Source organism: Pseudoxanthomonas sp. YR558 (genome assembly GCF_900116385.1).
Classification (GTDB): Bacteria; Pseudomonadota; Gammaproteobacteria; order Xanthomonadales; family Xanthomonadaceae; genus Pseudoxanthomonas_A.
In genome coordinates this window covers 967221-988065 of sequence record NZ_FPCI01000001.1, presented here as the reverse complement: position 1 = coordinate 988065, position 20845 = coordinate 967221, and the positions used below count along the sequence as shown (strand labels likewise).

Genomic DNA, 20845 nt, shown 5'->3' with positions numbered 1-20845 from the left:
GGTCGGCTCGCGCTGGGAAACATCAACGTCCACGGTGTGCGACATCGCGACGATCTGCATCGCGCGCATCGGCGTCCCTCGGCATCCCCCTGTGGACGCGGGCCGACTGTACCTGAGCGCCACGCCTGCCCGATGGCCCAGCTTCGCCAAGCATGACCGGCATCGCAGAACGCGTTTGATGGTGGGGTCGCGCGTTAAGCTGGGCGCCCTCACGCACGATGTTTCGCCCGCATGCCGTCCGGTGTCCGCCCCCTCGCCATCGCCATCATGGGTCCGACCGCCTCGGGCAAGACGGCGTTCGCGCTGGACGTGGCCGAACGTTTCAACGGCGAGATCGTCAGTGTCGATTCCGCGCTGGTCTATCGCGGCCTGGACGTCGGCGCGGCCAAGCCCACCGCAGCCGAGCAGGCGCGCGTGCCGCACCACCTGCTCGATGTGCGCGATCCGTGGCAGACGTATTCGGCCGCCGACTTCGCTGCCGACGCGCGCAAGGCGATGGACGACATCGCCGCGCGCGGCCGCCTGCCGGTGCTGGCCGGTGGCACCGGCCTCTATTTCCAGGCATTGCTCGAAGGACTGGCGGCGATGCCGCCGGCCGACGCGGCCTTGCGCGAACGGATCGGCGCCGAAGCGCAGCAGGTCGGCTGGCCAGCGTTGCATGCCGAACTCGCGCGCATCGATCCCGACGCGGGCGCGCGCATCCACGCCACCGATCCACAGCGCATCCAGCGTGCGCTGGAAGTCTTCCGGCTGACCGGCAAACCCATCAGCCAATGGCAGCGCGAGGCGCAGCGCGAACGCCCGCCGTTCCGCGTGCTCAAGCTGGTGCTGGCGCCGGCCGATCGCGCCGTGCTGCATGCGCGGATCGCGCAACGCTTCGACCTGATGTTGGCGCAGGATTTCCTGGAGGAGGTGCGCCGGCTGCGCGCGCTGCCCGGCATGCAGGCAGTGGCGACGCCGCTGGACCTGCCGGCCGTGCGTGCCGTGGGGTACCGGCAGGCCTGGGAGTTCCTGGACGGGCAGGGCGATGCCCAGGACTTCCGCGAACGCGCCATCGCCGCCACCCGCCAGCTGGCCAAGCGGCAGCTCACCTGGCTGCGCGGCGAGCTGGACGCCCGCTGGTTCGACCCCGCCACCGACCGCGCGCGCCTGGCGCAGGCATTGGACCTGTTCCTCCCGCGCGGATGAGTCGCGGGGGGCAGCGTGGTGGAACTGGGACCGGCTGCCTGCCTTGGCGGCGCCTGCCGGGGCCGATGTTGTGTAACATCGGGGCTCCGGGACGGCAGGGGAGCTGTTTGCCGCACCGGGGTCAGCACCCATACCTACTATAAGAACGCAAGGCGGGAGTACGTCATGTCCAAGGGGCAATCCCTGCAGGATCCTTTCCTGAATGCACTACGGCGCGAGCGCGTGCCGGTGTCGGTCTACCTGGTCAACGGCATCAAGCTGCAGGGCACCATCGAATCCTTCGACCAGTTCGTGGTCCTGCTGCGCAACACGGTCAGTCAGATGGTCTACAAGCACGCCATCTCCACGGTCGTGCCGGCGCGCAACGTGCGCGTGGGCCCCGGTGGCGGCTACGTGCAGCAGGGTGAAGACGGCGCGGAAGGCGGCGACGACGAAACCGCGTGATAATGCGTGCCTCGTTTGAAGAGGCACGACCCCATTGTTTGAAAGATCCCGCAAGGGCGAGCATGCGCTGCTGATCCAGCCGTATGCCAGCGGCCGTCTGGACGACGGCATCACCGAGGAATTCAGCGACCTGGCGCGCTCGGCGGGCGCCAGCATCGCCGCGCTGATCACCGCGCGCATCGACCGTCCCAATCCGTCCACCCTGATCGGCAGCGGCAAGCTGGACGAAGTGAAGGCGGCCGCCGATGCGACCGGCGCCGACCTGATCCTGGTCAACTTCCCGCTGTCGCCGGGCCAGGAACGCAACCTGGAAAAACTCCTGCAGCGCCGCGTGCTCGACCGCACCGGGCTGATCCTGGACATCTTCGCCCAGCGCGCACGCAGCCACGAAGGCAAGCTGCAGGTGGAGCTGGCACAGCTGCGCCACATGGCCACCCGGCTGATCCGCGGCTGGACCCATCTGGAGCGCCAGCGCGGCGGTTCCATCGGCCTGCGAGGCCCCGGCGAAACCCAGCTGGAAACCGATCGCCGCCTGCTGCAGAAGCGCGTGGAGCAGTTGCAGAAGCGGCTCGAGAAAGTGGAAGTGCAGCGCACCCAGATGCGTCGCGCCCGCGTGCGCAGCGAACTGCCGCGCGTCGCCCTGGTGGGCTACACCAACGCCGGCAAGTCCACCCTGTTCAACGTGCTGACCGGCGCGGAGGCCTACGCGGCCGACCAGTTGTTCGCCACGCTGGACCCCACTGTGCGCCGCATCGATCTGCCCGGCGGTGCCGTGGTGCTCGCCGACACCGTCGGCTTCGTGCGCGACCTGCCGCACGAACTGGTGGCTGCGTTCCGTTCCACCCTGAGCGAGGCGCGCGAAGCCGACCTGCTGCTGCACATCGTCGACGCCGCCGATCCGCACCGTGAGGAACGCATTGCCCAGGTCGATGAAGTGCTGCAGGAAATCGGCGCCGGCGACCTGCCGCAGATGCTGGTGTTCAACAAGATCGACCGCATCGAAGGCGCCGAGCCGCGCCACGACCAGCCCGATCCGGACGCCGGCGAAGAAGGCGGCGACGCCGTCGGCATCGGCCGCGCGCGCGAACGCGTGTGGATTTCGGCGCGCGACGGGGAGGGCATCGACCTGCTCAAGGGCGCGCTGGCGCAGCGGCTGGGCTTCCAGCGCGTGCGCGGCGAACTGCACCTGCCTGCGCACTCGGCCCGCCTGCGTTCGCGCCTGCACGCGCTCGGCGCCGTGCTGTCGGAGGATTTCGACGAACACGGCTGGCGCGTCACCGTCGACCTTGCTCTGGCCGACGCGCAGCGCCTGGCCTCGCAGGCCGGCGGCCATCCGCTGGAAGCGCTGTTGCCGCCGGCGGAAGCGGAAGACTGGCAGTAGGGTGGCCGGGTTCGGTTGTTGTGGGAGCGACGCAAGTCGCGAACGGGGCGTGCATGGGAACCAAGCCTGATCGGTAAGGCCCTTCGCGACTTACGTCGCTCCCACGACAGGGTGCTCGCCCCATGACCTCCCGGCCTTGCCTCCCGGTCGGGGCGCCCCTATCTAGTAGAATCGAGAACGCGCCGGCCCCGCGGCCCGCGCGAACCTTTCAAATGGAGTGGGCATGGCCTGGAACACCCCTGGAAGCGGCTCTGGTAGCGGCGGATCCGGCAACAACGGCAACCGGAACAACAACTGGAAGCCACGCAAGAGCCAGGGCGGTGGCCTGGGTGACGTGATCGACCGCCTGCGCGGCCTGCTCGGCGGCGCCGGGGGCGGCGGTGGCGGCAACCCGCTGCGCTGGGTCCTGCTGGGCATCGGCATCCTGGTGCTGTTCTCCAGCTTCCAGCTGATCGGCGAACAGCAGCGCGGCGTGGTCCTGCGCTTCGGCCAGTACGCGCGCACCATGCAGCCCGGGCCCAACTTCAAGTGGCCGTGGCCCATCGAAAGCGTCACCAAGGTCAACGCGACCCAGTTCAGCAATTTCAACAACACGGTCTCGGTGCTGACCCGCGACGAGAACATCGTCCGCATCGAATTCAACGTCCAGTACCGCGTCAGCGATCCGCAGCTGTACTTGTATGGCACGCGTGGAGCGGTGGCCGTGCTGGAGCAGGCGGCGCAGAGTGCCGTGCGCGAGCAGGTCGGCCGTTCGGACTTCAATGCCGTCATCAACCAGCGCGGCCCCATGGCCGATGCCGCGAAGCTGCGCCTGCAGGAATCGCTGGGCGCGTACAAGACGGGTCTGATCGTCACCACGCTGGAAATGCTCAACGCCCGTCCACCGGAAGAAGTGCAGCCCGCGTTCGACGCCGTCAACGGTGCGCAGCAGGTGCGCGAGAGCCTGATCAACGGCGCCCAGGCCTATGCGGCCAAGGTGGTGCCGGAAGCCCGCGGTGAAGCCGCCCGCAGGCGTACCGTGGCCGAAGGCTACAAGTCCGAGGTCGTGGCGCGCGCGCAGGGCGACGCACAGCGCTTCGAGCTGCTGCAGGCCGAGTACAAGAACGCGCCCGACGTCACCCGCAAGCGCCTGTGGCTGGAAACCGTCCAGCGCGTGCTGACGGACAACCGCAAGGTCGTCGGTGGCGATGGCCGCCAGCTGATCTACGTGCCGATGGCGGGCGCCAGTTCGCCCACGGCGACGGCGCCGGCCGCGCCGCTGCCGGCCGACATGATCATGCCGCAGGTCGAGAGCACCCCATCCACTATCCGCAGTCCGGTGCGCACGCCACGACCGGCCGGCCGCGAGGAGGCCCAACCATGAGGATTTCATTGCTGGTGGGTATCGCCGTGGCCCTGTTGCTGGGCCTGATGGGCTCGGTCTATGTCGTGCGCGAAGGCGAGACCGCGATGGTCTTCAACCTGGGCCGCGTGGTGCGCACCGACATCAAGCCCGGCCTGCGCTTCAAGTTGCCGCTCGTGGAAACGCAGCGCGTGTTCGACACCAAGCTGCAGGTGCTGGAGATGACGCCCGCGCGTTACTTCACCTCCGAGCAGAAGGACGTGCTGGTCGATTTCATCGCCATCGGCTACATCCAGGACGTGAGCACGTATTACCGCGCCACCGGTGGCGACGACAAGCTGGCCACCGAGCGCCTGTCGCCGATCATCACCAGCTCGCTGCGCAACGAGATCAACGCGCGCACGCTGCGCCAACTCGTCTCGGGCGACCGCAACGAGCTGATCGCCAAGCAGCTGACCGCGATCAATGAAGGCGCCAAGGCACTGGGCATGCGCATCGTCGACATCCGCCTCAAGCAGGTCGACCTGCCGACGGACAACAACGTGCTGCAGAACGTCTACGAGCGTATGAGCGCGCAACGCCAGCAGGAAGCCAGCCGTCTGCGCGCCGAGGGCGAAGAGCGGGCGCGCACGATCCGCGCGCAGGCCGACCGCGACCAGATCGTGCTCGTGGCCGAAGCCGAGCGCGATGCGCAGAAGCTGCGCGGCGAAGGCGATGCCGAAGCCGCCCGCATCTACGGCGCGGCCGCCAACCGCGACCCGGCGTTCTATGCCTTCCAGCGCAGCCTGGAGGCCTACCGCGCCTCGTTCGCCGATGGGCAGGGCGTGATCGTGCTGGACAAGGACGACCCGTTCCTCCAGTACATGAAGAGCGACCGCTGAGGTCACCCCGCCGGCCGCCCCAGGGCGGCCGGTTCCGTTCCGGCCCCTTCTTTTCGTCGCCCGCGCCGTCGCGCGGGCCAGGAACCCCGCCATGCCCGAACTCTGGTCCGCCCTGTGCCTGGTCGCCATCCTGGAAGGCCTGGTGCTGTTCGCCATCCCCGCCGGCTGGAAGCGCGCGGTCATCCAGCTGCTGCAGATGTCCGACGGCCAGGTCCGCGCCGTGGGCGGTTTCATCCTGATCTTCGGCCTGACCGTCCTGTGGGCGCTGAAGCGCTGAACGATCACCGCCGGGCAGGGTAGCCCCCGTCCCCGGAAACCCGGATAATGCACAAAAGCCGGACGGGCTCCCTGCGTGGGAAGACCGCCGGCTTTTTCCGTGTCTGGGCCCGGCGTGGCGGGCGGCTCCCCGATGGAGCCTGCCGGCATCAGTGGCGCCAAACCCAGCACGACCCTTCCCGGCGGCCCCGATGGCCGCCACCAAGCGAGGAGTTACCCGTCATGGGTCAGTCAGTCGTCGTTCTCGGCGCCCAGTGGGGCGATGAAGGCAAGGGCAAGATCGTCGATCTGCTCACCGAGGAAATCGGTGCCGTCGTCCGTTTCCAGGGCGGCCACAATGCCGGCCACACCCTGGTCATCGGTGGCAAGAAGACCGTTCTCCACCTGATTCCGTCCGGCATCCTGCGCCCCGACGCGCTGTGCCTGATCGGCAACGGCGTGGTGCTGTCGCCCGCCGCCCTGATGAAGGAAATCGCCGAGCTCGAAGCCGCCGGCGTGGAAGTGCGCTCGCGCCTGAAGATCTCCCCGGCCACCCCGCTGATCATGCCGTACCACATCGCCCTGGATCAGGCGCGCGAGAAGGCCGCCGGCGGCAAGGCCATCGGCACCACCGGCCGCGGCATCGGCCCGGCGTACGAAGACAAGGTGGCGCGTCGCGGCATCCGCGTGGCCGACCTGCACTACCCCAAGCAGCTGGAAGAACTGCTGCGCACCGCGCTGGATTACCACAACTTCGTGCTGACCAAGTACCTGGGCGTGGAAGCGGTCGATTTCCAGAAGACCTACGACGAAGCGCTCGCCTTCGGCGATTACGTGCAGCCGATGAAGTCCGACGTGGCCGGCATCCTGCACGACCTGCGCAAGCAGGGTAAGCGCGTGCTGTTCGAAGGCGCGCAGGGCGCCCTGCTCGACATCGACCACGGCACCTATCCCTACGTCACCAGTTCCAACACCACCGTCGGCGGCGCGTTCGCCGGTACCGGCGTCGGCGCGGACGCGATCGACTACGTGCTGGGCATCTGCAAGGCCTACGCCACGCGCGTGGGCGGCGGTCCGTTCCCGACCGAGCTGGACGACGAAGTCGGCCAGGGCATCCGCGACCGCGGCCAGGAATACGGCGCCTCCACCGGCCGTCCGCGCCGCTGCGGCTGGATGGACATTGTCGCGCTGAAGCGTGCCGTCGCCATCAACGGCATCTCGGGCCTGTGCATCACCAAGCTCGATGTGCTCGACGGCATGGAGAAGCTGAAGATCTGCATCGCGTACGAGTACCGCGGCAAGCGCACCGAGTACGCGCCGCTGGATGCCGGCGGTTGGGAAGAGTGCACGCCGGTGTACCTGGAGTTCCCGGGCTGGGAAGAGAACACCCACGGCATCACCGAGTGGGACAAGCTGCCGCCGGCCGCGCGTGCCTACCTGCGCGCGCTGGAAGAACTCTCCGGCTGCCCGCTGGCCATCGTCAGCACCGGCCCGGACCGCGACCACACCATGGTCCTGCAGGATCCGTTCGCCTGATCGCCCGGCCCGGCGCCTGCCGGGTCCGTCGCGAAGAAAAGCCCCGCATCTGCGGGGCTTTTTCTTGCCCGCGCTTCATTTCGGCACGCGGCTTGCAACGTCATCACGACCCTAAATAGCGGCCGATCCCTGCCGTTAGAAACATCAGGTGTCGCCCGTAGTCGATGGAGTTGCCCCCCATGTATCGCAATGCTGCCCAATCCGCCGTCATCACCGGCCCCTGGCCGTCCGTCGCACCCGCCGCGGCCGCGCCGCGTGCGTCCGAGCGCCGCAAGCCCGCGCCGTCGGGCGATGCGCTGCGCGCCGGCCTCACCCCCGCGCAGGTCATGACGCTGGAAGCGCTGGAGATCTTCCAGTGGAAGTTGGCCTTCGTGCGCCGTCCGCTGTTCCAGGCGCCCATCCCGGTGCTGTTCGACCGCGACCACACGCGCCACGTGGTCATCCAGGAAGACGGCACCCTCGACGAAAGCCAGACGCTCGTCCTGCGCGCCTGACGCGCCCCGTCCTTCCCGCGCACGCCGGTGCGCGGTCATCGGCCCGCGCCAGGCGGGCAGGGCGCCCACGGCAGTCCGTGGCTGAACCCTCTCCCCACGCGGCAACGCGACCCTCACGTTTTCTTGAAGTCGGCCGATACAAGGTGGACTCCTGCCGCCACGGCGGCAGGTCCGTTCCCGTTCCACGCCATCAGGAGCCCCCCACCGGATGTCGGATCCGCACCGCCCAGGCGACACCCCACCCCCGGACGCCCCCGGCGCCGCACCCCGCACGCCCGAGCGCCGCAAGGGCGCTCCCAAGCACGACGACGCCACGCTGCTGGCCGGCCTCACGCCCGCGCAGCAGGCCACCATCCACACGATGGAAAACTTCCGCTGGCACCTGAAGTTCGTCCGCCGCCCGCTCTTCAAGACGCCCATCCCCGTGCTGTTCAACCGCGAAGGTCGCTATGTGGTGGTCAACGAGGATGGGACGATCGATGAGAACCCGACGTTGGTGTTGAGGGATTGAGGAGTAGGAAAAGCGCCTAGCGTCGGCGCCACCCCGACCTGCCTCCTGTGACAGAATCTCGGTAGTTCACGCTGCGTAGACGGCGGACCGAGAACACAGGGGGGGCACCGCATGTCTAAGTCCGAGGCGCAAACACGAGCCGACTTGATTGACCAGCAGCTCGCGGTAGCAGGCTGGAACGTCAACGACCAGACTCAGGTCATCGAAGAATTCGACATTCTCACTGTGCCAACAGAAGGTGTGGCCGAGCCACGCACCGAATACCAGGGCCATCAGTTCAGCGACTACGTCCTGCTCGGCAAAGATGGAAAACCCTTGGCAGTGATCGAGGCCAAGAAGACTAGCCGTGATGCCGCCAATGGCCGTGAGCAGGCTAAGCAGTACTGCTACAACGTCCAGAAGCAGCTGGGCGGTGAGCTGCCGTTCTGCTTCTACACCAACGGCCATGATCTGTATTTCTGGGACTTGGAGAACGCCCCGCCACGCAGAGTGCTCGGCTTTCCCTCCCGTGACGACCTGGAGCGCTTCGCCTACATCCGCCGTAACCGCAAGCCGCTGACACAGGAATTCATCAACACCTCGATTGCCGGACGCGACTACCAGATCCGCGCGATTCGCTCGGTGCTTGAAGGCATCGAGCAGAAGAAGCGTGATTTCCTGCTTGTGATGGCCACCGGCACAGGCAAGACGCGCACCTGCATTGCCATGGTCGATGCCTTGATGCGCGCCGGGCATGCAGAAAAGGTGCTGTTTCTCGTAGACCGCATTGCGTTACGCGAGCAGGCACTGGCCGCCTTCAAGGAGCATATGCCGAACGAGCCGCGCTGGCCTAATGTGGGTGAAAAGCTGATTGCCACGGACCGCCGTGTGTATGTCGCCACCTATCCGACGATGCTGAACATCATTCGGGACGACGGGCAGCACCTGTCGCCGCATTTCTTCGATTTCATCGTCGTCGATGAGAGTCATCGCTCCATCTACAACACTTTCGGCGAAGTGCTCGACTACTTCAAAGCGATCACGCTGGGCCTGACGGCCACCCCTACCGACATCATCGACCACAACACCTTTCAGCTCTTTCATTGCGAAGACGGCATTCCCACCTTTGCCTACACCTATGAAGAGGCTGTCAATAACGTGCCGCCGTACCTCTGCAACTTCCAGGTCATGAAGATTCAGACCAAGTTCCAGATGGAAGGCATCAGTAAACGCACCATTTCCCTGGAGGATCAGAAAAAGCTGATCCTCCAAGGTAAGGAAGTCGAAGACATCAACTTCGAGGGCACCCAGCTTGAAAAGCAGGTGATCAACAAGGGCACTAACACCCTGATCGTCCGCGAATTCATGGAGGAGGCCATCAAGGACGCCAACGGCGTGCTGCCGGGCAAGACCATCTTCTTTTGCGCCACCAAGGCCCATGCCCGGCGCATGGAAGAAATCTTCGACAAGCTCTACCCGCAGTACCACGGCGAGCTTGCGAAGGTGCTGGTGTCGGATGACCCGCGCGTCTACGGCAAAGGCGGCTTGCTCGATCAGTTCACCAATAACGACATGCCTCGTATCGCCATCAGCGTGGATATGCTGGATACCGGCATCGATGTACGAGAGATCGTCAACCTGGTATTCGCCAAACCGGTCTACTCGTACACCAAGTTCTGGCAGATGGTCGGGCGCGGCACGCGCCTGCTGGAAACCAGCAAGCCCAAGCCCTGGTGCCTCGAGAAGGAAGTGTTTCTGATCCTCGATTGCTGGGACAACTTCGAATACTTCAAGCTCAACCCCAAGGGTAAGGAGCTCAAACCGCAGTTGCCGCTGCCGGTGCGACTGGTTGGCCTGCGGCTGGACAAGATCGATAAAGCCAAGGACAGCGGCCATGCCGACATCGCTGAGCGGGAGATCGCCAAGCTCCGCCAGCAGATTGCGGCGCTGCCAAAAGAGTCGGTGGTGATCAAGGAAGCCGCCGCTGCGCTGACGCGGCTGGACGACGACAACTTCTGGATCAACCTGAGCCACGACCGGCTGGAGCTCCTGCGCGCAGAAATCAAGCCGCTGTTCCGCACCGTGTCCGAGGCCGACTTCAAGGCCATGCGTTTCGAGCGCGACCTGCTGGAGTACTCGCTGGCCGTTTTGAGCGAGGAAAAGGAGCAAGCCGACACCCTCAAAGAAGGCATCGTCGAGCAGATCAGCGAACTGCCGCTCTCCGTCAGCTTTGTCAAGCAGGAAGAGGCCCTGATCCGCGCCGCGCAAACCAGCCACTACTGGGCCAAGGCAGATGAAGACGCCTTCGACGAACTGATCGCCAAACTCGGCCCGCTGATGAAGTTCCGCGAGCAATCCACTGGCCAGCAACAAACGCATCTCGATCTGGCCGATGAACTGAACAGGAAGGAATGGGTGGAGTTCGGCCCGCAGCACGAGGCGGTCAGCATCACCCGCTACCGCGAAATGGTGGAAAGCCTGATAGTCGAACTCACCGCGCACAACCCGGTGCTGAAGAAGATCAAGAACGGCGAGACAGTGGGCAGCGAAGAGGCCAACGAACTGGCCGAACTGCTGCACAAAGAACACCCGCACATCACCGAAGACCTGCTGCGCCAGGTTTACAAGAACCGCAAGGCGCGCTTCATCCAGTTCATCCGCCACATCCTGGGTATTGAAGTGCTCAGGAGCTTCCCGGACGAGGTCAGCGCCGCCTTCGACCAGTTCATTCGCGCCCACACGACGCTCAGCAGCCGGCAGATGGAGTTCCTCGACCTGTTGAAGGGCTTCATCATCGAGCGCGAAAAGGTGGAGAAGAAAGACCTGATCAACGCCCCCTTCACGGTCATCCACCCGCAAGGCATCCGTGGCGTGTTCAGCCCACTTGAAATCAACGAGATTCTGCAGCTGACCGAACGGTTGGCTGCCTAAATATCAGAGCACACCATGCTGCAAAACAACCCCGAACTCAAAAGCAAGATCGACCAGCTCTGGAACAAGTTCTGGAGCGGCGGCATCAGCAACCCGCTCACCGCCATCGAGCAGATCACCTACCTGCTGTTCATGAAACGGCTGGATGAGCTCGATCAGAAGCGTCAGGCAGATGCAAGAGATGGCTGGAGCGATCCGTATCAATCCAGGTTTGAAGGCACTTGGATTCCACCTGAGGAACGCAACTGGCCTGTGGCGGAACAGCGCCCCATCGACAAACGCACGCTTCGCTGGAGCGAATTCAAGCGCATGCAGGCCGAAGAGATGCTGCAGCACGTTCAGGGCAAGGTGTTCCCGTTTCTCAAGGACCTGAACGGCGCCGAATCCAACTTCACCCACCACATGAAGAACGCGGTCTTCATCATCCCCAAGCCCGCCCTGCTGGTGGAAGCGGTGAAGACCATCGACGACATCTTCGAAGTGATGGAGAAGGACTCGGAGGAGAAAGGACAGTCCTTCCAGGACATTCAGGGCGACGTATATGAGTACCTGCTGTCCGAGATCGCGACCGCTGGCAAGAATGGTCAGTTCCGCACCCCACGCCACATCATCAAACTGATTGTCGATCTGGTGCAGCCGCAGTTGGGTCACAAGATCGCTGACCCTGCCTGCGGCTCGGGCGGGTTTCTGTTGGGTGCGTACCAGTACATCGTCACACAGCTTGCAATCAAGGCGGGCACCAAAGACCTCAAGCCAGATGAGGATGGCTTTATCCGCACTTCGGTGGCGGCGGCATTCGATGAAAAACGGCGAGCCATCTTGTCCAACTCGCTGTGGGGCTATGACATCGACCAGACCATGGTGCGCCTTGGGCTGATGAACCTCATGATGCACGGCATCGACGAGCCGAACATCGATTACAAGGACACCCTCAGCAAGGGCTACACCGAGGAAGCTGAGTACGACATTGTGCTGGCCAACCCGCCCTTCACCGGCAGCATCGACAAGGGCGACATTAACGAAGCCCTGCAACTGGCTACCACCAAGACCGAGCTGCTGTTTGTCGAGAACATCTACCGCCTGCTGAAGAAGGGCGGAACCGCTTGCGTGATCGTGCCACAGGGCGTGTTGTTCAGCTCCGGCGGGGCCTTCAAGACGTTGCGTCAGATGTTGGTGGAGCGCTGCGACCTGAAGGCCGTGATCACCCTACCCAGCGGCGTTTTCAAACCCTACGCCGGGGTCAGCACTGCAATTTTGTTGTTCACCAAGGTCTGGGGGCCGAAAGATAAGGTGAGCAAACCGGCCACAGAGCACGTCTGGTTCTACGAAATGGCCGCCGATGGCTATTCGCTTGACGACAAGCGCAACAAGCAGAAGACGCCTGATGGAAGGGACAGCTGGGGCGACCTCCAAGACATTGTCACCCAATATCACACCCGCGATGCCGCATCTAATGCCGATCGCACCGCACAGTGCTTCATGGTGCCGCTCAGCGAGATTGCCGACGAGAAGAACAACTACGACCTTTCGCTCTCTCGCTACAAGCAGGATGTCTTCGAAGAAGTGAGCTACGACGCGCCGGGCGTGATCCTTGATCGACTGCTTCAGGCCGAGGTGGGTGAGGTGGACGACACGGAACTTACCAAGGTGCAAAGCGGTATCGTGCGCGAGTTGCTGGAATTGAAGAGGATGGTGGGATGAGGCAGGAAAGGCTGTCCAAGCTTTTGGATATCTCCATTGGCAGAACACCGCCGAGAAACGAGCCGAGCTATTGGGGAAAGGGGCATCGCTGGGTTTCAATTCGCGATTTAAATTCGAAAGTCGTCACTGAGACGAAGGAGCAAATCACGGATCGAGCTGTAATAGGCGCCAGATGCAAAATCGTTAAGAAGGGAACTTTGCTATTCAGTTTCAAGCTAACCATTGGCAAGATGGCATTTGCAGGTTGCGATCTCTTCACAAACGAAGCGATTGCAGCCTTTGCAATCAAAGATGAAAAAGAGCTGCACCCAGAGTTTCTCTACTACGCATTGCAGTCGGCAACTTATGGCGGTTCAAACCAGGCCGTGATGGGCAAAACACTCAATTCAAAATCGCTGGCCGAAATTGAGATACCGTTCCCGCCATTCGACGACCAGATCCGCATTGCCCATCTGCTCGGCAAAGTGGAAGGGCTGATCGCCCAGCGCAAACAACACCTGCAACAACTCGACGACCTGCTTAAGAGCGTTTTTCTAGAGATGTTCGGACCTGGGAGCCCTGGCTATGAAAATTGGCCACTGGTGGAAGTTCGCGAGCTCGCGGCCAAGCATAAAGGCGCCATGCGAACGGGGCCGTTCGGCTCCAACTTATTGCATAGTGAATTCTCTACGGACGGGGACGTGGCAGTGTTGGGTATCGACAATGCCGTGAACAATTATTTTGCGTGGGGCGAGCGTCGCTTTATCTCGAATGAGAAATATCAGGAGCTCCAGAGTTATCGCGTCTTTCCGGGTGACGTGATCGTCACGATCATGGGGACCATCGGTCGCTCTGCAGTAATCCCTGACGACATTCCTGTCGCTGTAAACACTAAGCATCTTGCTGCAATTACGCTGAATCGGGAGATCGCAAACCCAGTTTTTCTTTCGTATTCGATTCATTCCAGTCCTTTTGTCCTAAATCAGTTCGAGAGCAAGAATCGCGGAGCGATCATGAGTGGACTCAACTTGGGCCTCATCAAAGAGACCAAGATAAAACGCCCACATATTGAGCTGCAAAACCGCTTTGCTAAGGTTCACGAACGCGTCAATCAGCTCAAGTTGCGTTATCAGCAGAGCCTTGCCGATCTTGAGGCACTCTATGGCGCTCTGAGCCAGCAGGCCTTCAAGGGTGAGCTGGATCTGTCGCGAGTCCCTTTCCCAACCTCGCAAATGGATCAGGGAGACCTAAAGGCCAAGGTCGAGCTGCAGCCAGAAATCGCAGCCAATCGACCTTTGTCACTTCCCGAGTTGCCAACAACGATATCGCTATCTAACGCATCCGGACGAAAGGATGCATTGCACTTCTGGGTTGAGGCCTACCTAGCCATGCTGTCGCCGGGGAAGATGTTCGATGCAGCGAAGCTGTTGGACGCCATGAACTTTCGTTTGATTGTGCTGGACGATGCCGACCACGACCTTGCTATAGACGACTACGATTTTCTGAAATCGTGGACTTTTGATGCGCTGCGCGACTCTCGTCTCGAGCAAACTCGTAACGTCACTGGCCATGATGACAAAGGAAATCCGATCTTCGGCAACCTCATTGAGCTTAGGATTGCTCAGACATGAAGCTGCTGCGTCTCAAGATCACCGACCCCAAAGGCTTTCGAAGTCTGCCCTGCGGGTTCGAGCACCACTTCCGAACCGGATGGAGTTTGCAGGATGAGCTGGAGCGCGCGAACGACTTTGCGCCCTTCGTGTGCGCCGGCCCCAACGGCAGCGGAAAATCCAACCTGCTTGAAGCGCTTGCAGCCATCTTCTTTCAGTTGGAAGTGTTGCGCGTGCGCCGCAGCTTTCTGCCTGAGGCTCTCCAAGACGAGGTGCAGGAGAATTCGCCTGTTGCCTATGAACTCGAATACTTGATCAAGCTTCCAAAGGAACGCAGAACCTCCGACAGTCCAACGTTCGCCCACGTTGTGGTAATCAAAGAGGCAGGAGGGTCGCTCTGGCTACGCTGGGAGAACCACAAGGCATTGCCTTCCGAGAGCTTTGCTTCCAGTCGTCTGACAGATGAAGAGCGGGATCTCCTGCTGCCGCAATATGTGCTGGGCTACTCCTCGGGTGAGAACGAGATCCTCAGCCTGCCGTTCTTCAAAATGCGTTTCGTGCAATTCGACGAGTACTGGAATGCGTTGAGCCGGCAACTGAGCTATCCTGGCCACCCGGAGACACGCTTGGCCTATCTGGACAGTGGATTCAGCCAGGCCATCCTGCTGTGCAACCTGCTGTTTCAGAACGAGGCCACACTGCAGCCCTTCCGCGAGGATGTGGGTATCGAGGCCTTGCGGGAATTTCGCATCATCCTGCGCCGCCGAGTTCCCATCGACGCAGTGCAACTGGACGCCTTCGATCTTGCAGATGAAGATCAGAAGCAAGAGCGACGAAATCGACTACAGGCGGAAGCTCGAACACGCGGACTATCAGAGTCTGAGATCAGCCAATCAGTTGATGATTGGGTTCGCCGCGAGATCATCAAAGGCAATCCCGCACTGTCGGAAACTGATGAACCAGGAAGTGCCCGCTATCGTCTGAACGTGTTGCAGCTGCTGGAGGGCGACGAGAAGTCTTCATTGGTGGTGAGCGCGCTCAAGCGTTGTGCCACGCTCAGTTATATCGACGACGCCAGCGATACATTGGTGCTCGACTACCGGGTGAATGAGGCAACCCGGCAGGCATTTCGCGATAACTTCGATGGCAATGCCCTGGTGCTCTTTCGGGCGTTTCAGGTGCTGTTGACGCTCAACCTGTATGCCGTCAGCGAAGCTCTGAAGGCCGATCTCTACAAATCCACCAGCCACTACGTCGGCGAGACGGTGCCAACCTTGGCATCTGACCAGCGCATCATGCGCTTCAAGTTCGTGCGCTTCACCAAGCAGGGCGTGGTCGAGCCGATGATGCTCAAGGAGTTGTCGGACGGCGAGCATCAATTGCTGCATAGCATCGGCTTGTGCCTGCTATTCCGTGAGACCAACAGCCTGTTCCTGCTCGACGAGCCCGAAACGCACTTCAACCCTGACTGGCGTGCCAACTTCATAAGCCGCTTGCGCCAGTGCCTGCCCGGCAACGGTGATTTCGCGCAAGAGATGCTGATCACTACCCACACGCCGTTCCTGATTTCCGATAGCAAGCCGGAGAAGGTGCTTGTATTTGCCAAAGACAAATCCAGTGGCAAGGTCAGCATCATTCAACCGGACTACAACACGCTGGGCGCCTCGATCAACAAGATCACCATGAGCACCTTCGGTAAGCGCGAAACCATCGGCGGCCATGCGCAGACCCTGCTTGAGATGCTGCGGGCGCGTTTTGAAGAGGGTATCGACGACAAGGAAGCCTTGATCACGGAGATTCACCAGCAGCTCGGCGACTCTGTGGAGAAAGTGCTACTGATCAATGCCATCCTTGATGCTGATCAGCGGGGCGATAGGGAGGTGCGGGGCTGATGCTGTTTCCGTACACCTATGTGCCTCATAAGATGGAGAGGATGCAGGAGTTCATCGACTTCATATTTCATGAAGTGTGGTGCAAGGGAGCGGAAAGTGGTCCATTCGGTCTGAATCTGTTCGACGCCAACGCGGAACTGCGCGAGGTAATGGAAGCCTTCTATTACTCCGACGCGAAAGGCGCCGATTTCTTCTACGGTCATGTGGAGCGAATCTACGCTCTTTTTTCGGCATTGACCGCCGTTCAGATCAATCATTTTCAGCAGTGGTATCAGGGCAATAATGATCTGGAGAAGGTGTGTGCCAATGATCCGGCGACGCACCTTGCCCGTTACATCGACATCGCTGTTAGTCACAAGGATATTGCCGACCTGCTTGGCACGTTCTTCAAGGGCTTATATTCACAGTCGCTGCTAGATCTCGCAGTACTACGCGGAAAGATCGGCGACATTGACGACCACTATAAGACTTTCGTAGGGACCAATAAGGAAGGTAAATGCCCGTTTTGTGGCGTGAACGACTTACTCGGGCCGAACCACATTCCTCGTGAGGCCTACGACCATTACTTGCCCAAGGCGCTGTACCCGTTCAACTCCATCAACTTCCGCAACCTTGTCCCGGCCTGTCACCACTGTAACAGCAGCTACAAGACCAGCAAGGACCCAGCTTACACACCCAAAGATCCCGCAAGAGCAGTTCATCGCCGTGCCGTTTTCTATCCTTTTAGGGCCGCGCACTGCATCGAGCTTCAAATCTATTTGCAGCATTCGGACGTGGCCAAACTGATCCCGGCAGATATCACGCTGCAGTTCGGCCCCGCTGCGATTGCGCAGGAGATCGAAACCTGGAAGGACGTGTATGGCATTGAAGAGCGTTACAAAGCCAAACTCTGTGGAGAAAATGACGGCAAGTACTGGCTGACGCAGGTGCTCGATGAATGCCAGGCTTACGACAAGCAGCCCGCCGACATCCTGGCAATGCGTGCCCACCAGGCTCAGCACCGACCCTACGCGGACTGCAACTTCCTAAGAAAACCGTTTCTGGATGCCTGCCAGCAGATCGGCGTTCTTTGAGCTTTCTCGCGCCACGCCAAACCAGTGCTCATAAGCTCGGGAGACCGGTCGGTACCTGGAGTGCCTCTCCTCACACAAACATCCACCCTTGGATGTTTTCCGGTCTTTCTTCTCACACAAACATCCAACGTTCCCTCTTTTTCAGTGTTTCATCTCACACAAACATCCAGCGTTGGATGTTTTTCGGTGTTTCTTCTCTCACTAAGGTGGAACGTTCCGCCTTCTTCGGTGTTTCTTCTCACACCTACATCCAACGTTCCCCCGTTTAGGTCCAACGCTGGATGTATTTCGGTGTCGCGACCCTCTTTTTGGGCAATCGCCGCGCGCAGTGTGAGAACTACTCCATTAGCGGGGCAGGGCGTCGCAATGCGGGCGGGCGGCAGTAGGCTGCCTGTGCCGGCCGGATCCGGCCGGTACAACCTGAAAGGACGCAACCACATGACACAGAACCGCATCGCCATGACGTTCGACGCCGACCGCCTGGCACGCATCGATGGCGCCCTGACCGCCCTCGAAGCCGACCTCGACCTGCTGATCGCCCTCACCCTCGAAGAACGCTCCGACCTGGTGAAGATGGGCAACAAATCGCGCGCCTTCTGCACCAGCGCACTGGCCGTGGCCGAACAGCACGCCGGCCTGATGCCGCGCGACTTCGACTTCGATGCCTTCCGCCACGACCATCGCGCCCTCGAAGCCCTGCGCCCGCGCACCGCCCGGCTCGCCCACCTCATGCAACGCGCGTCCGACACCGAACTCGCCCTCGGCAGCGACCTGATGGCCGCCTCGCTGGAGGTCTACGGCGTCATCAAGGTGGCCGGCAAGGACAAGGGCGTGGATGAAGCCCGCCGCGAACTGGCCGCGCGATTCAGCCGGCGCAGCACCCGCGAACCCGCGGGCACCGGCGGCAACTGAATTCCACACGCAACCGAAGGCCCCGCACCGCGGGGCCTTTCTTTTGCCTGCTTTCTGAACCGGAGCACCCATCGGGGCGCCACCCCTGCCAAGTTTCACGGGTAGCGCACGCCCCCCGGCGATAAGGTGCCTCATCCCCCTCGGAAACCCCTGCTTCCATGGATAGCGCATCGACCGCAGGCGGCGCGCAGGCCCCGGCAGAGCAGCGCGTCCGCCTGTACGAAACCCTGCTGCAGACCACGCCCGACCTGGTCTACATGTGGGACCTGCAGCACCGCTTCATCTACGCCAATGCCGCGCTGCTGGCCATGTGGGGCAAGACCTGGGACGAGGCCATCGGCAAACACTGCCTGGAACTGGGCTACGAACCGTGGCACGCCGCCATGCACGACCGCGAGATCGACCAGGTCATCGCCACCCGCCAGCCCGTGCGCGGCGACGTCCCATTCAATGGCACCAACGGCCGCCGCATCTACGACTACCTGCTGATGCCCGTCATCGGCCCCGATGGCGAAGTGGAAGCCGTCGCCGGCACCACCCGCGACGTCACCGACCGCAAACAGCACGAAGAAGCCCGCCGCCGCAGCGAAGAACGCCTGGCCGCCATGGTCGATGCCACCTCCGACCTGGTCTACCGCACCAACGCCGACTGGAGCGAAGTGGACATCGTGGGCGGCAACCAACTGCTGGGCCGGCATGGCTCACTGACGCCGGACTGGCTGGACGTGCTGGTCCACCCCGATGACCGCACGCTGGTCGCCGATGCCATCGCCCGCGCGCGCGCGGCCCAGAGCACCTACAGCGTCGAGCACCGCGTCCGCAACGAAGAAGGCGCGTGGTCGTGGATCGCCTCGCGGGCCGTGCCCATCCAGCCGATCGGCGGCGAGGTGACCGAATGGTTCGGCGCCGCCACCGACATCACCGCGCGCAAGCAGCACGAAGACCACCAGCGCCTGCTGCTCAACGAACTCAACCACCGCGTCAAGAACACCCTGGCCATCGTGCAGTCCATCGCCCTGCAGACCCTGCGCGGCGACGACGGCATGGGGCCGGCGGTCAGCCGCTTCGAATCGCGCCTGCACGCCCTGGCCCAGGCCCACGACGTGCTGACCCGGCAGGAGTGGGAACACGCACCGCTGCACGACATCGTGCGTACCGCCGTGGCGCCGTGCCTGCAGGACGGCCCCGGCCGCTTCGACATCGACGGCCCGCCGATCGAGCTGGAACCGCAACGCGCCCTGGCCCTGTCGATGGCCCTGCACGAGCTGTGCACCAATGCGATGAAATTCGGCGCCTTGTCGGTCGCGCACGGTCGCGTGCGCATCCACTGGCGGTCCGAGGCCCGCGACGGACACCGCGTGCTGGTCCTGCACTGGCAGGAGCACGATGGCCCGCCCGTGGCCCCGCCTGCGCAACGCGGTTACGGATCGCGCCTGATCGAGCGCGGCCTGCGCCACGACCTGGGCGGCGATGTCGCCCTGGAATTCGAACCGGCTGGCGTGCACTGCCGCATCACCGCCCCCATGCCCGACCTGGACGTAGCCGCATGACGACCTCCGACCCCGCGCCGCGCGTCTTCATCGTGGAAGACGAATCCATGCTGGTGATGCTGCTGGAAGACCTGTTGCCTACGCTGGGCTATGCCGTGGCCGGCAGCGCGGGTTCGCTGGAACAGGCGCTCGCGGATCTGGAGCACGCGCAGATCGACCTGGCCGTGGTGGATGTCAACCTCGCCGGCACGCCGTCATTCCCCATCGCCGATGCGCTGCGCGAACGTGGCGTGCCGTTCCTCTTCACCACCGGCTACGGCCAGCAGGGATTGCCGGACCGCTTCGCCGAGGCGGCCGTGCTGGCCAAGCCGTTCCGCCGTCAGGATCTCGAGACCGCCTTGGCGCGTTTGCGCCCGGGGGCGTGAGGGGATTCGTCAGGCCTGCGTAGCGGCGTCGATCAGGCGGAAGCGTCGTGCTCGCCATGCACGTACTGCACACCGAGTCGCCGCGATAGCGCATGCAGGCGGCGCAGCACCGACGAGCGCAGATGCATCGGCGCGCACTCGTACACCTGCAGCCACAGACCGCGAATGAAGGCCTGCGGATCGCCGATGTCGGCACCGGAGAGCACCAGGAATTCGGCGTCGTTGAGACGTGCATCGATGCGTTCTTGGCAGAGCATGCCGCGATGGTGGGTCGCATTCGGTAAAGAGATCGTGCGCATCGCGTGGACGCGTTCAGCCCGCGGTCGAGTTGGGGCCCCGAGCGTGAAAATACGCTGAAAATTCGCGTGTCTTCCTCACGGATTTCGAACATGGCGGCCGCCACGCTTGACCCTCGCAAGCGAGGACTCCGCCATGGTTCCCACGACCCAAGGCGCCACGCCCGTGGTGCCCGCGCCGACACCCGCATCGTCTTCGTCCGAAGGCGAAGTTGCGGCGCACGGCACGCCAACACCTTCGGTCCCCGGCACACCGAGTGAGCCGGGGACACCGTCGACTCCCGGCGCGCCCAGCGCGCCGGGTACGCCGAGTGATCCGTATCGCCCGGACGAACCGTCCACGCCCCCGATGCCGCGCGATCCGGGCGATCCGGACGACGTCCCCGGCGGACCGGATCAACCGCCGGATGCGCAGACCCACATCGACGATCCGCGCGATCCGCGCGCACTCGCCGACTGATCCGCTGCGACACACCAGGAGAGGCACGCCAGGAAAGGCGCGCCAGGGAAGGGCCATCCACCCCA

At 62.8% G+C, this 20845-nt stretch carries 19 protein-coding genes and 1 pseudogene; 19 read left to right on the top strand and 1 reads right to left on the bottom strand.

All coding sequences use genetic code 11. From position 1 onward, the window contains the following. The first annotated feature begins 231 nt into the window (after positions 1-231). The 18 genes and pseudogenes from miaA to BM365_RS04635 all read left to right on the top strand — a co-directional run bounded on the left by miaA (position 232) and on the right by BM365_RS04635 (position 20024). The gene (gene miaA, locus BM365_RS04715; protein ID WP_093487033.1) at positions 232-1188 is read left to right on the top strand and encodes a tRNA (adenosine(37)-N6)-dimethylallyltransferase MiaA; all 957 of its coding nucleotides are present in this window, start codon (positions 232-234) and stop codon (positions 1186-1188) included. Between the two features lie 165 nt (positions 1189-1353). Next, complete coding sequence (gene hfq / locus BM365_RS04710; RefSeq protein ID WP_056881347.1) at positions 1354-1632, top strand: RNA chaperone Hfq; 279 nt, start codon at positions 1354-1356, stop codon at positions 1630-1632. Between the two features lie 34 nt (positions 1633-1666). Further along, positions 1667-3013 (top strand): ribosome rescue GTPase HflX, encoded by a 1347-nt coding sequence (gene hflX / locus BM365_RS04705; RefSeq protein WP_093487031.1) that lies wholly within the window; start codon positions 1667-1669, stop codon positions 3011-3013. Positions 3014-3236: 223 nt separating this feature from the next. Next, on the top strand, positions 3237-4376 hold the full coding sequence (gene hflK / locus BM365_RS04700; RefSeq protein ID WP_093487029.1) for an FtsH protease activity modulator HflK: 1140 nt from the start codon (positions 3237-3239) through the stop codon (positions 4374-4376). Continuing rightward, positions 4373-5236: a protease modulator HflC gene (locus tag BM365_RS04695; RefSeq protein ID WP_093487027.1), complete on the top strand. Its 864-nt coding sequence runs from the start codon at positions 4373-4375 to the stop codon at positions 5234-5236. The genes hflK and BM365_RS04695 overlap by 4 nt, the downstream gene beginning before the upstream one ends. A gap of 91 nt (positions 5237-5327) precedes the next feature. Next, a complete protein-coding gene (locus BM365_RS04690) occupies positions 5328-5513 on the top strand; it encodes a DUF2065 domain-containing protein (protein WP_093487026.1) in 186 nt (61 codons plus the stop codon). Positions 5514-5734: 221 nt separating this feature from the next. After that, entirely contained in the window at positions 5735-7027 is a 1293-nt protein-coding gene (locus BM365_RS04685; RefSeq protein WP_056881352.1) for an adenylosuccinate synthase, read from the top strand. Between the two features lie 179 nt (positions 7028-7206). Beyond that, the gene (locus tag BM365_RS04680; RefSeq protein ID WP_233210766.1) at positions 7207-7521 is read left to right on the top strand and encodes a hypothetical protein; all 315 of its coding nucleotides are present in this window, start codon (positions 7207-7209) and stop codon (positions 7519-7521) included. Between the two features lie 208 nt (positions 7522-7729). After that, positions 7730-8032, top strand: a complete 303-nt coding sequence (locus BM365_RS18120) for a hypothetical protein (RefSeq protein ID WP_093487024.1) — start codon at positions 7730-7732, stop codon at positions 8030-8032. Between the two features lie 111 nt (positions 8033-8143). Next, complete coding sequence (locus BM365_RS04670; protein WP_093487022.1) at positions 8144-10942, top strand: type I restriction endonuclease subunit R; 2799 nt, start codon at positions 8144-8146, stop codon at positions 10940-10942. Positions 10943-10957: 15 nt separating this feature from the next. Beyond that, positions 10958-12643 (top strand): type I restriction-modification system subunit M, encoded by a 1686-nt coding sequence (locus tag BM365_RS04665; RefSeq protein WP_093487020.1) that lies wholly within the window; start codon positions 10958-10960, stop codon positions 12641-12643. Then, positions 12640-14253, top strand: coding sequence for a restriction endonuclease subunit S (locus BM365_RS04660; RefSeq protein WP_093487018.1), 1614 nt, complete (start codon positions 12640-12642; stop codon positions 14251-14253). The genes BM365_RS04665 and BM365_RS04660 overlap by 4 nt, the downstream gene beginning before the upstream one ends. Next, positions 14250-16124: a restriction system-associated AAA family ATPase gene (locus BM365_RS04655; RefSeq protein WP_093487017.1), complete on the top strand. Its 1875-nt coding sequence runs from the start codon at positions 14250-14252 to the stop codon at positions 16122-16124. Before BM365_RS04660 ends, BM365_RS04655 begins: the two co-directional genes overlap by 4 nt. Continuing rightward, entirely contained in the window at positions 16124-17197 is a 1074-nt protein-coding gene (locus tag BM365_RS04650) for an HNH endonuclease (protein ID WP_093487015.1), read from the top strand. Before BM365_RS04655 ends, BM365_RS04650 begins: the two co-directional genes overlap by 1 nt. A 438-nt stretch (positions 17198-17635) precedes the next feature. Further along, positions 17636-18109, top strand: a complete 474-nt coding sequence (locus tag BM365_RS04645) for a hypothetical protein (protein ID WP_093487013.1) — start codon at positions 17636-17638, stop codon at positions 18107-18109. 158 nt (positions 18110-18267) lie between these two features. Continuing rightward, positions 18268-18681, top strand: a pseudogene (locus BM365_RS18115) (PAS domain-containing protein); the annotation flags it as partial. Between the two features lie 33 nt (positions 18682-18714). Further along, positions 18715-19659, top strand: coding sequence for a sensor histidine kinase (locus BM365_RS04640; RefSeq protein WP_233210854.1), 945 nt, complete (start codon positions 18715-18717; stop codon positions 19657-19659). Then, the gene (locus BM365_RS04635) at positions 19656-20024 is read left to right on the top strand and encodes a response regulator (protein ID WP_093487009.1); all 369 of its coding nucleotides are present in this window, start codon (positions 19656-19658) and stop codon (positions 20022-20024) included. The genes BM365_RS04640 and BM365_RS04635 overlap by 4 nt, the downstream gene beginning before the upstream one ends. Before the next feature lie 32 nt (positions 20025-20056). On the opposite strand, the gene BM365_RS04630 is transcribed toward BM365_RS04635, so the two are convergent. Then, positions 20057-20281 carry a hypothetical protein gene (locus BM365_RS04630; RefSeq protein WP_093487007.1) on the bottom strand — a complete coding sequence of 75 codons (225 nt, stop codon included), beginning with the start codon at positions 20279-20281 and terminating at the stop codon, positions 20057-20059. A gap of 175 nt (positions 20282-20456) precedes the next feature. Between BM365_RS04630 and BM365_RS18280 the strand changes: the two genes are divergently transcribed. Further along, positions 20457-20780 carry a hypothetical protein gene (locus tag BM365_RS18280; protein WP_139227320.1) on the top strand — a complete coding sequence of 108 codons (324 nt, stop codon included), beginning with the start codon at positions 20457-20459 and terminating at the stop codon, positions 20778-20780. Positions 20781-20845: the final 65 nt, after the last annotated feature.

Excerpts from the sequence above, each read along its gene's own strand:
- miaA (WP_093487033.1), top strand. The coding sequence starts at position 232 with ATGCCGTCCGGTGTCCGCCCCCTCGCCATCGCCATCATGGGTCCGACC.
- hfq (WP_056881347.1), top strand. The coding sequence starts at position 1,354 with ATGTCCAAGGGGCAATCCCTGCAGGATCCTTTCCTGAATGCACTACGG.
- hflK (WP_093487029.1), top strand. The coding sequence starts at position 3,237 with ATGGCCTGGAACACCCCTGGAAGCGGCTCTGGTAGCGGCGGATCCGGC.
- BM365_RS04695 (WP_093487027.1), top strand. The coding sequence starts at position 4,373 with ATGAGGATTTCATTGCTGGTGGGTATCGCCGTGGCCCTGTTGCTGGGC.
- BM365_RS04690 (WP_093487026.1), top strand. The coding sequence starts at position 5,328 with ATGCCCGAACTCTGGTCCGCCCTGTGCCTGGTCGCCATCCTGGAAGGC.
- BM365_RS04685 (WP_056881352.1), top strand. The coding sequence starts at position 5,735 with ATGGGTCAGTCAGTCGTCGTTCTCGGCGCCCAGTGGGGCGATGAAGGC.
- BM365_RS04680 (WP_233210766.1), top strand. The coding sequence starts at position 7,207 with ATGTATCGCAATGCTGCCCAATCCGCCGTCATCACCGGCCCCTGGCCG.
- BM365_RS18120 (WP_093487024.1), top strand. The coding sequence starts at position 7,730 with ATGTCGGATCCGCACCGCCCAGGCGACACCCCACCCCCGGACGCCCCC.
- BM365_RS04670 (WP_093487022.1), top strand. The coding sequence starts at position 8,144 with ATGTCTAAGTCCGAGGCGCAAACACGAGCCGACTTGATTGACCAGCAG.
- BM365_RS04665 (WP_093487020.1), top strand. The coding sequence starts at position 10,958 with ATGCTGCAAAACAACCCCGAACTCAAAAGCAAGATCGACCAGCTCTGG.
- BM365_RS04660 (WP_093487018.1), top strand. The coding sequence starts at position 12,640 with ATGAGGCAGGAAAGGCTGTCCAAGCTTTTGGATATCTCCATTGGCAGA.
- BM365_RS04655 (WP_093487017.1), top strand. The coding sequence starts at position 14,250 with ATGAAGCTGCTGCGTCTCAAGATCACCGACCCCAAAGGCTTTCGAAGT.
- BM365_RS04650 (WP_093487015.1), top strand. The coding sequence starts at position 16,124 with ATGCTGTTTCCGTACACCTATGTGCCTCATAAGATGGAGAGGATGCAG.
- BM365_RS04645 (WP_093487013.1), top strand. The coding sequence starts at position 17,636 with ATGACACAGAACCGCATCGCCATGACGTTCGACGCCGACCGCCTGGCA.
- BM365_RS04640 (WP_233210854.1), top strand. The coding sequence starts at position 18,715 with ATGGTCGATGCCACCTCCGACCTGGTCTACCGCACCAACGCCGACTGG.
- BM365_RS04635 (WP_093487009.1), top strand. The coding sequence starts at position 19,656 with ATGACGACCTCCGACCCCGCGCCGCGCGTCTTCATCGTGGAAGACGAA.
- BM365_RS04630 (WP_093487007.1), bottom strand. The coding sequence starts at position 20,281 with ATGCTCTGCCAAGAACGCATCGATGCACGTCTCAACGACGCCGAATTC.
- BM365_RS18280 (WP_139227320.1), top strand. The coding sequence starts at position 20,457 with ATGGTTCCCACGACCCAAGGCGCCACGCCCGTGGTGCCCGCGCCGACA.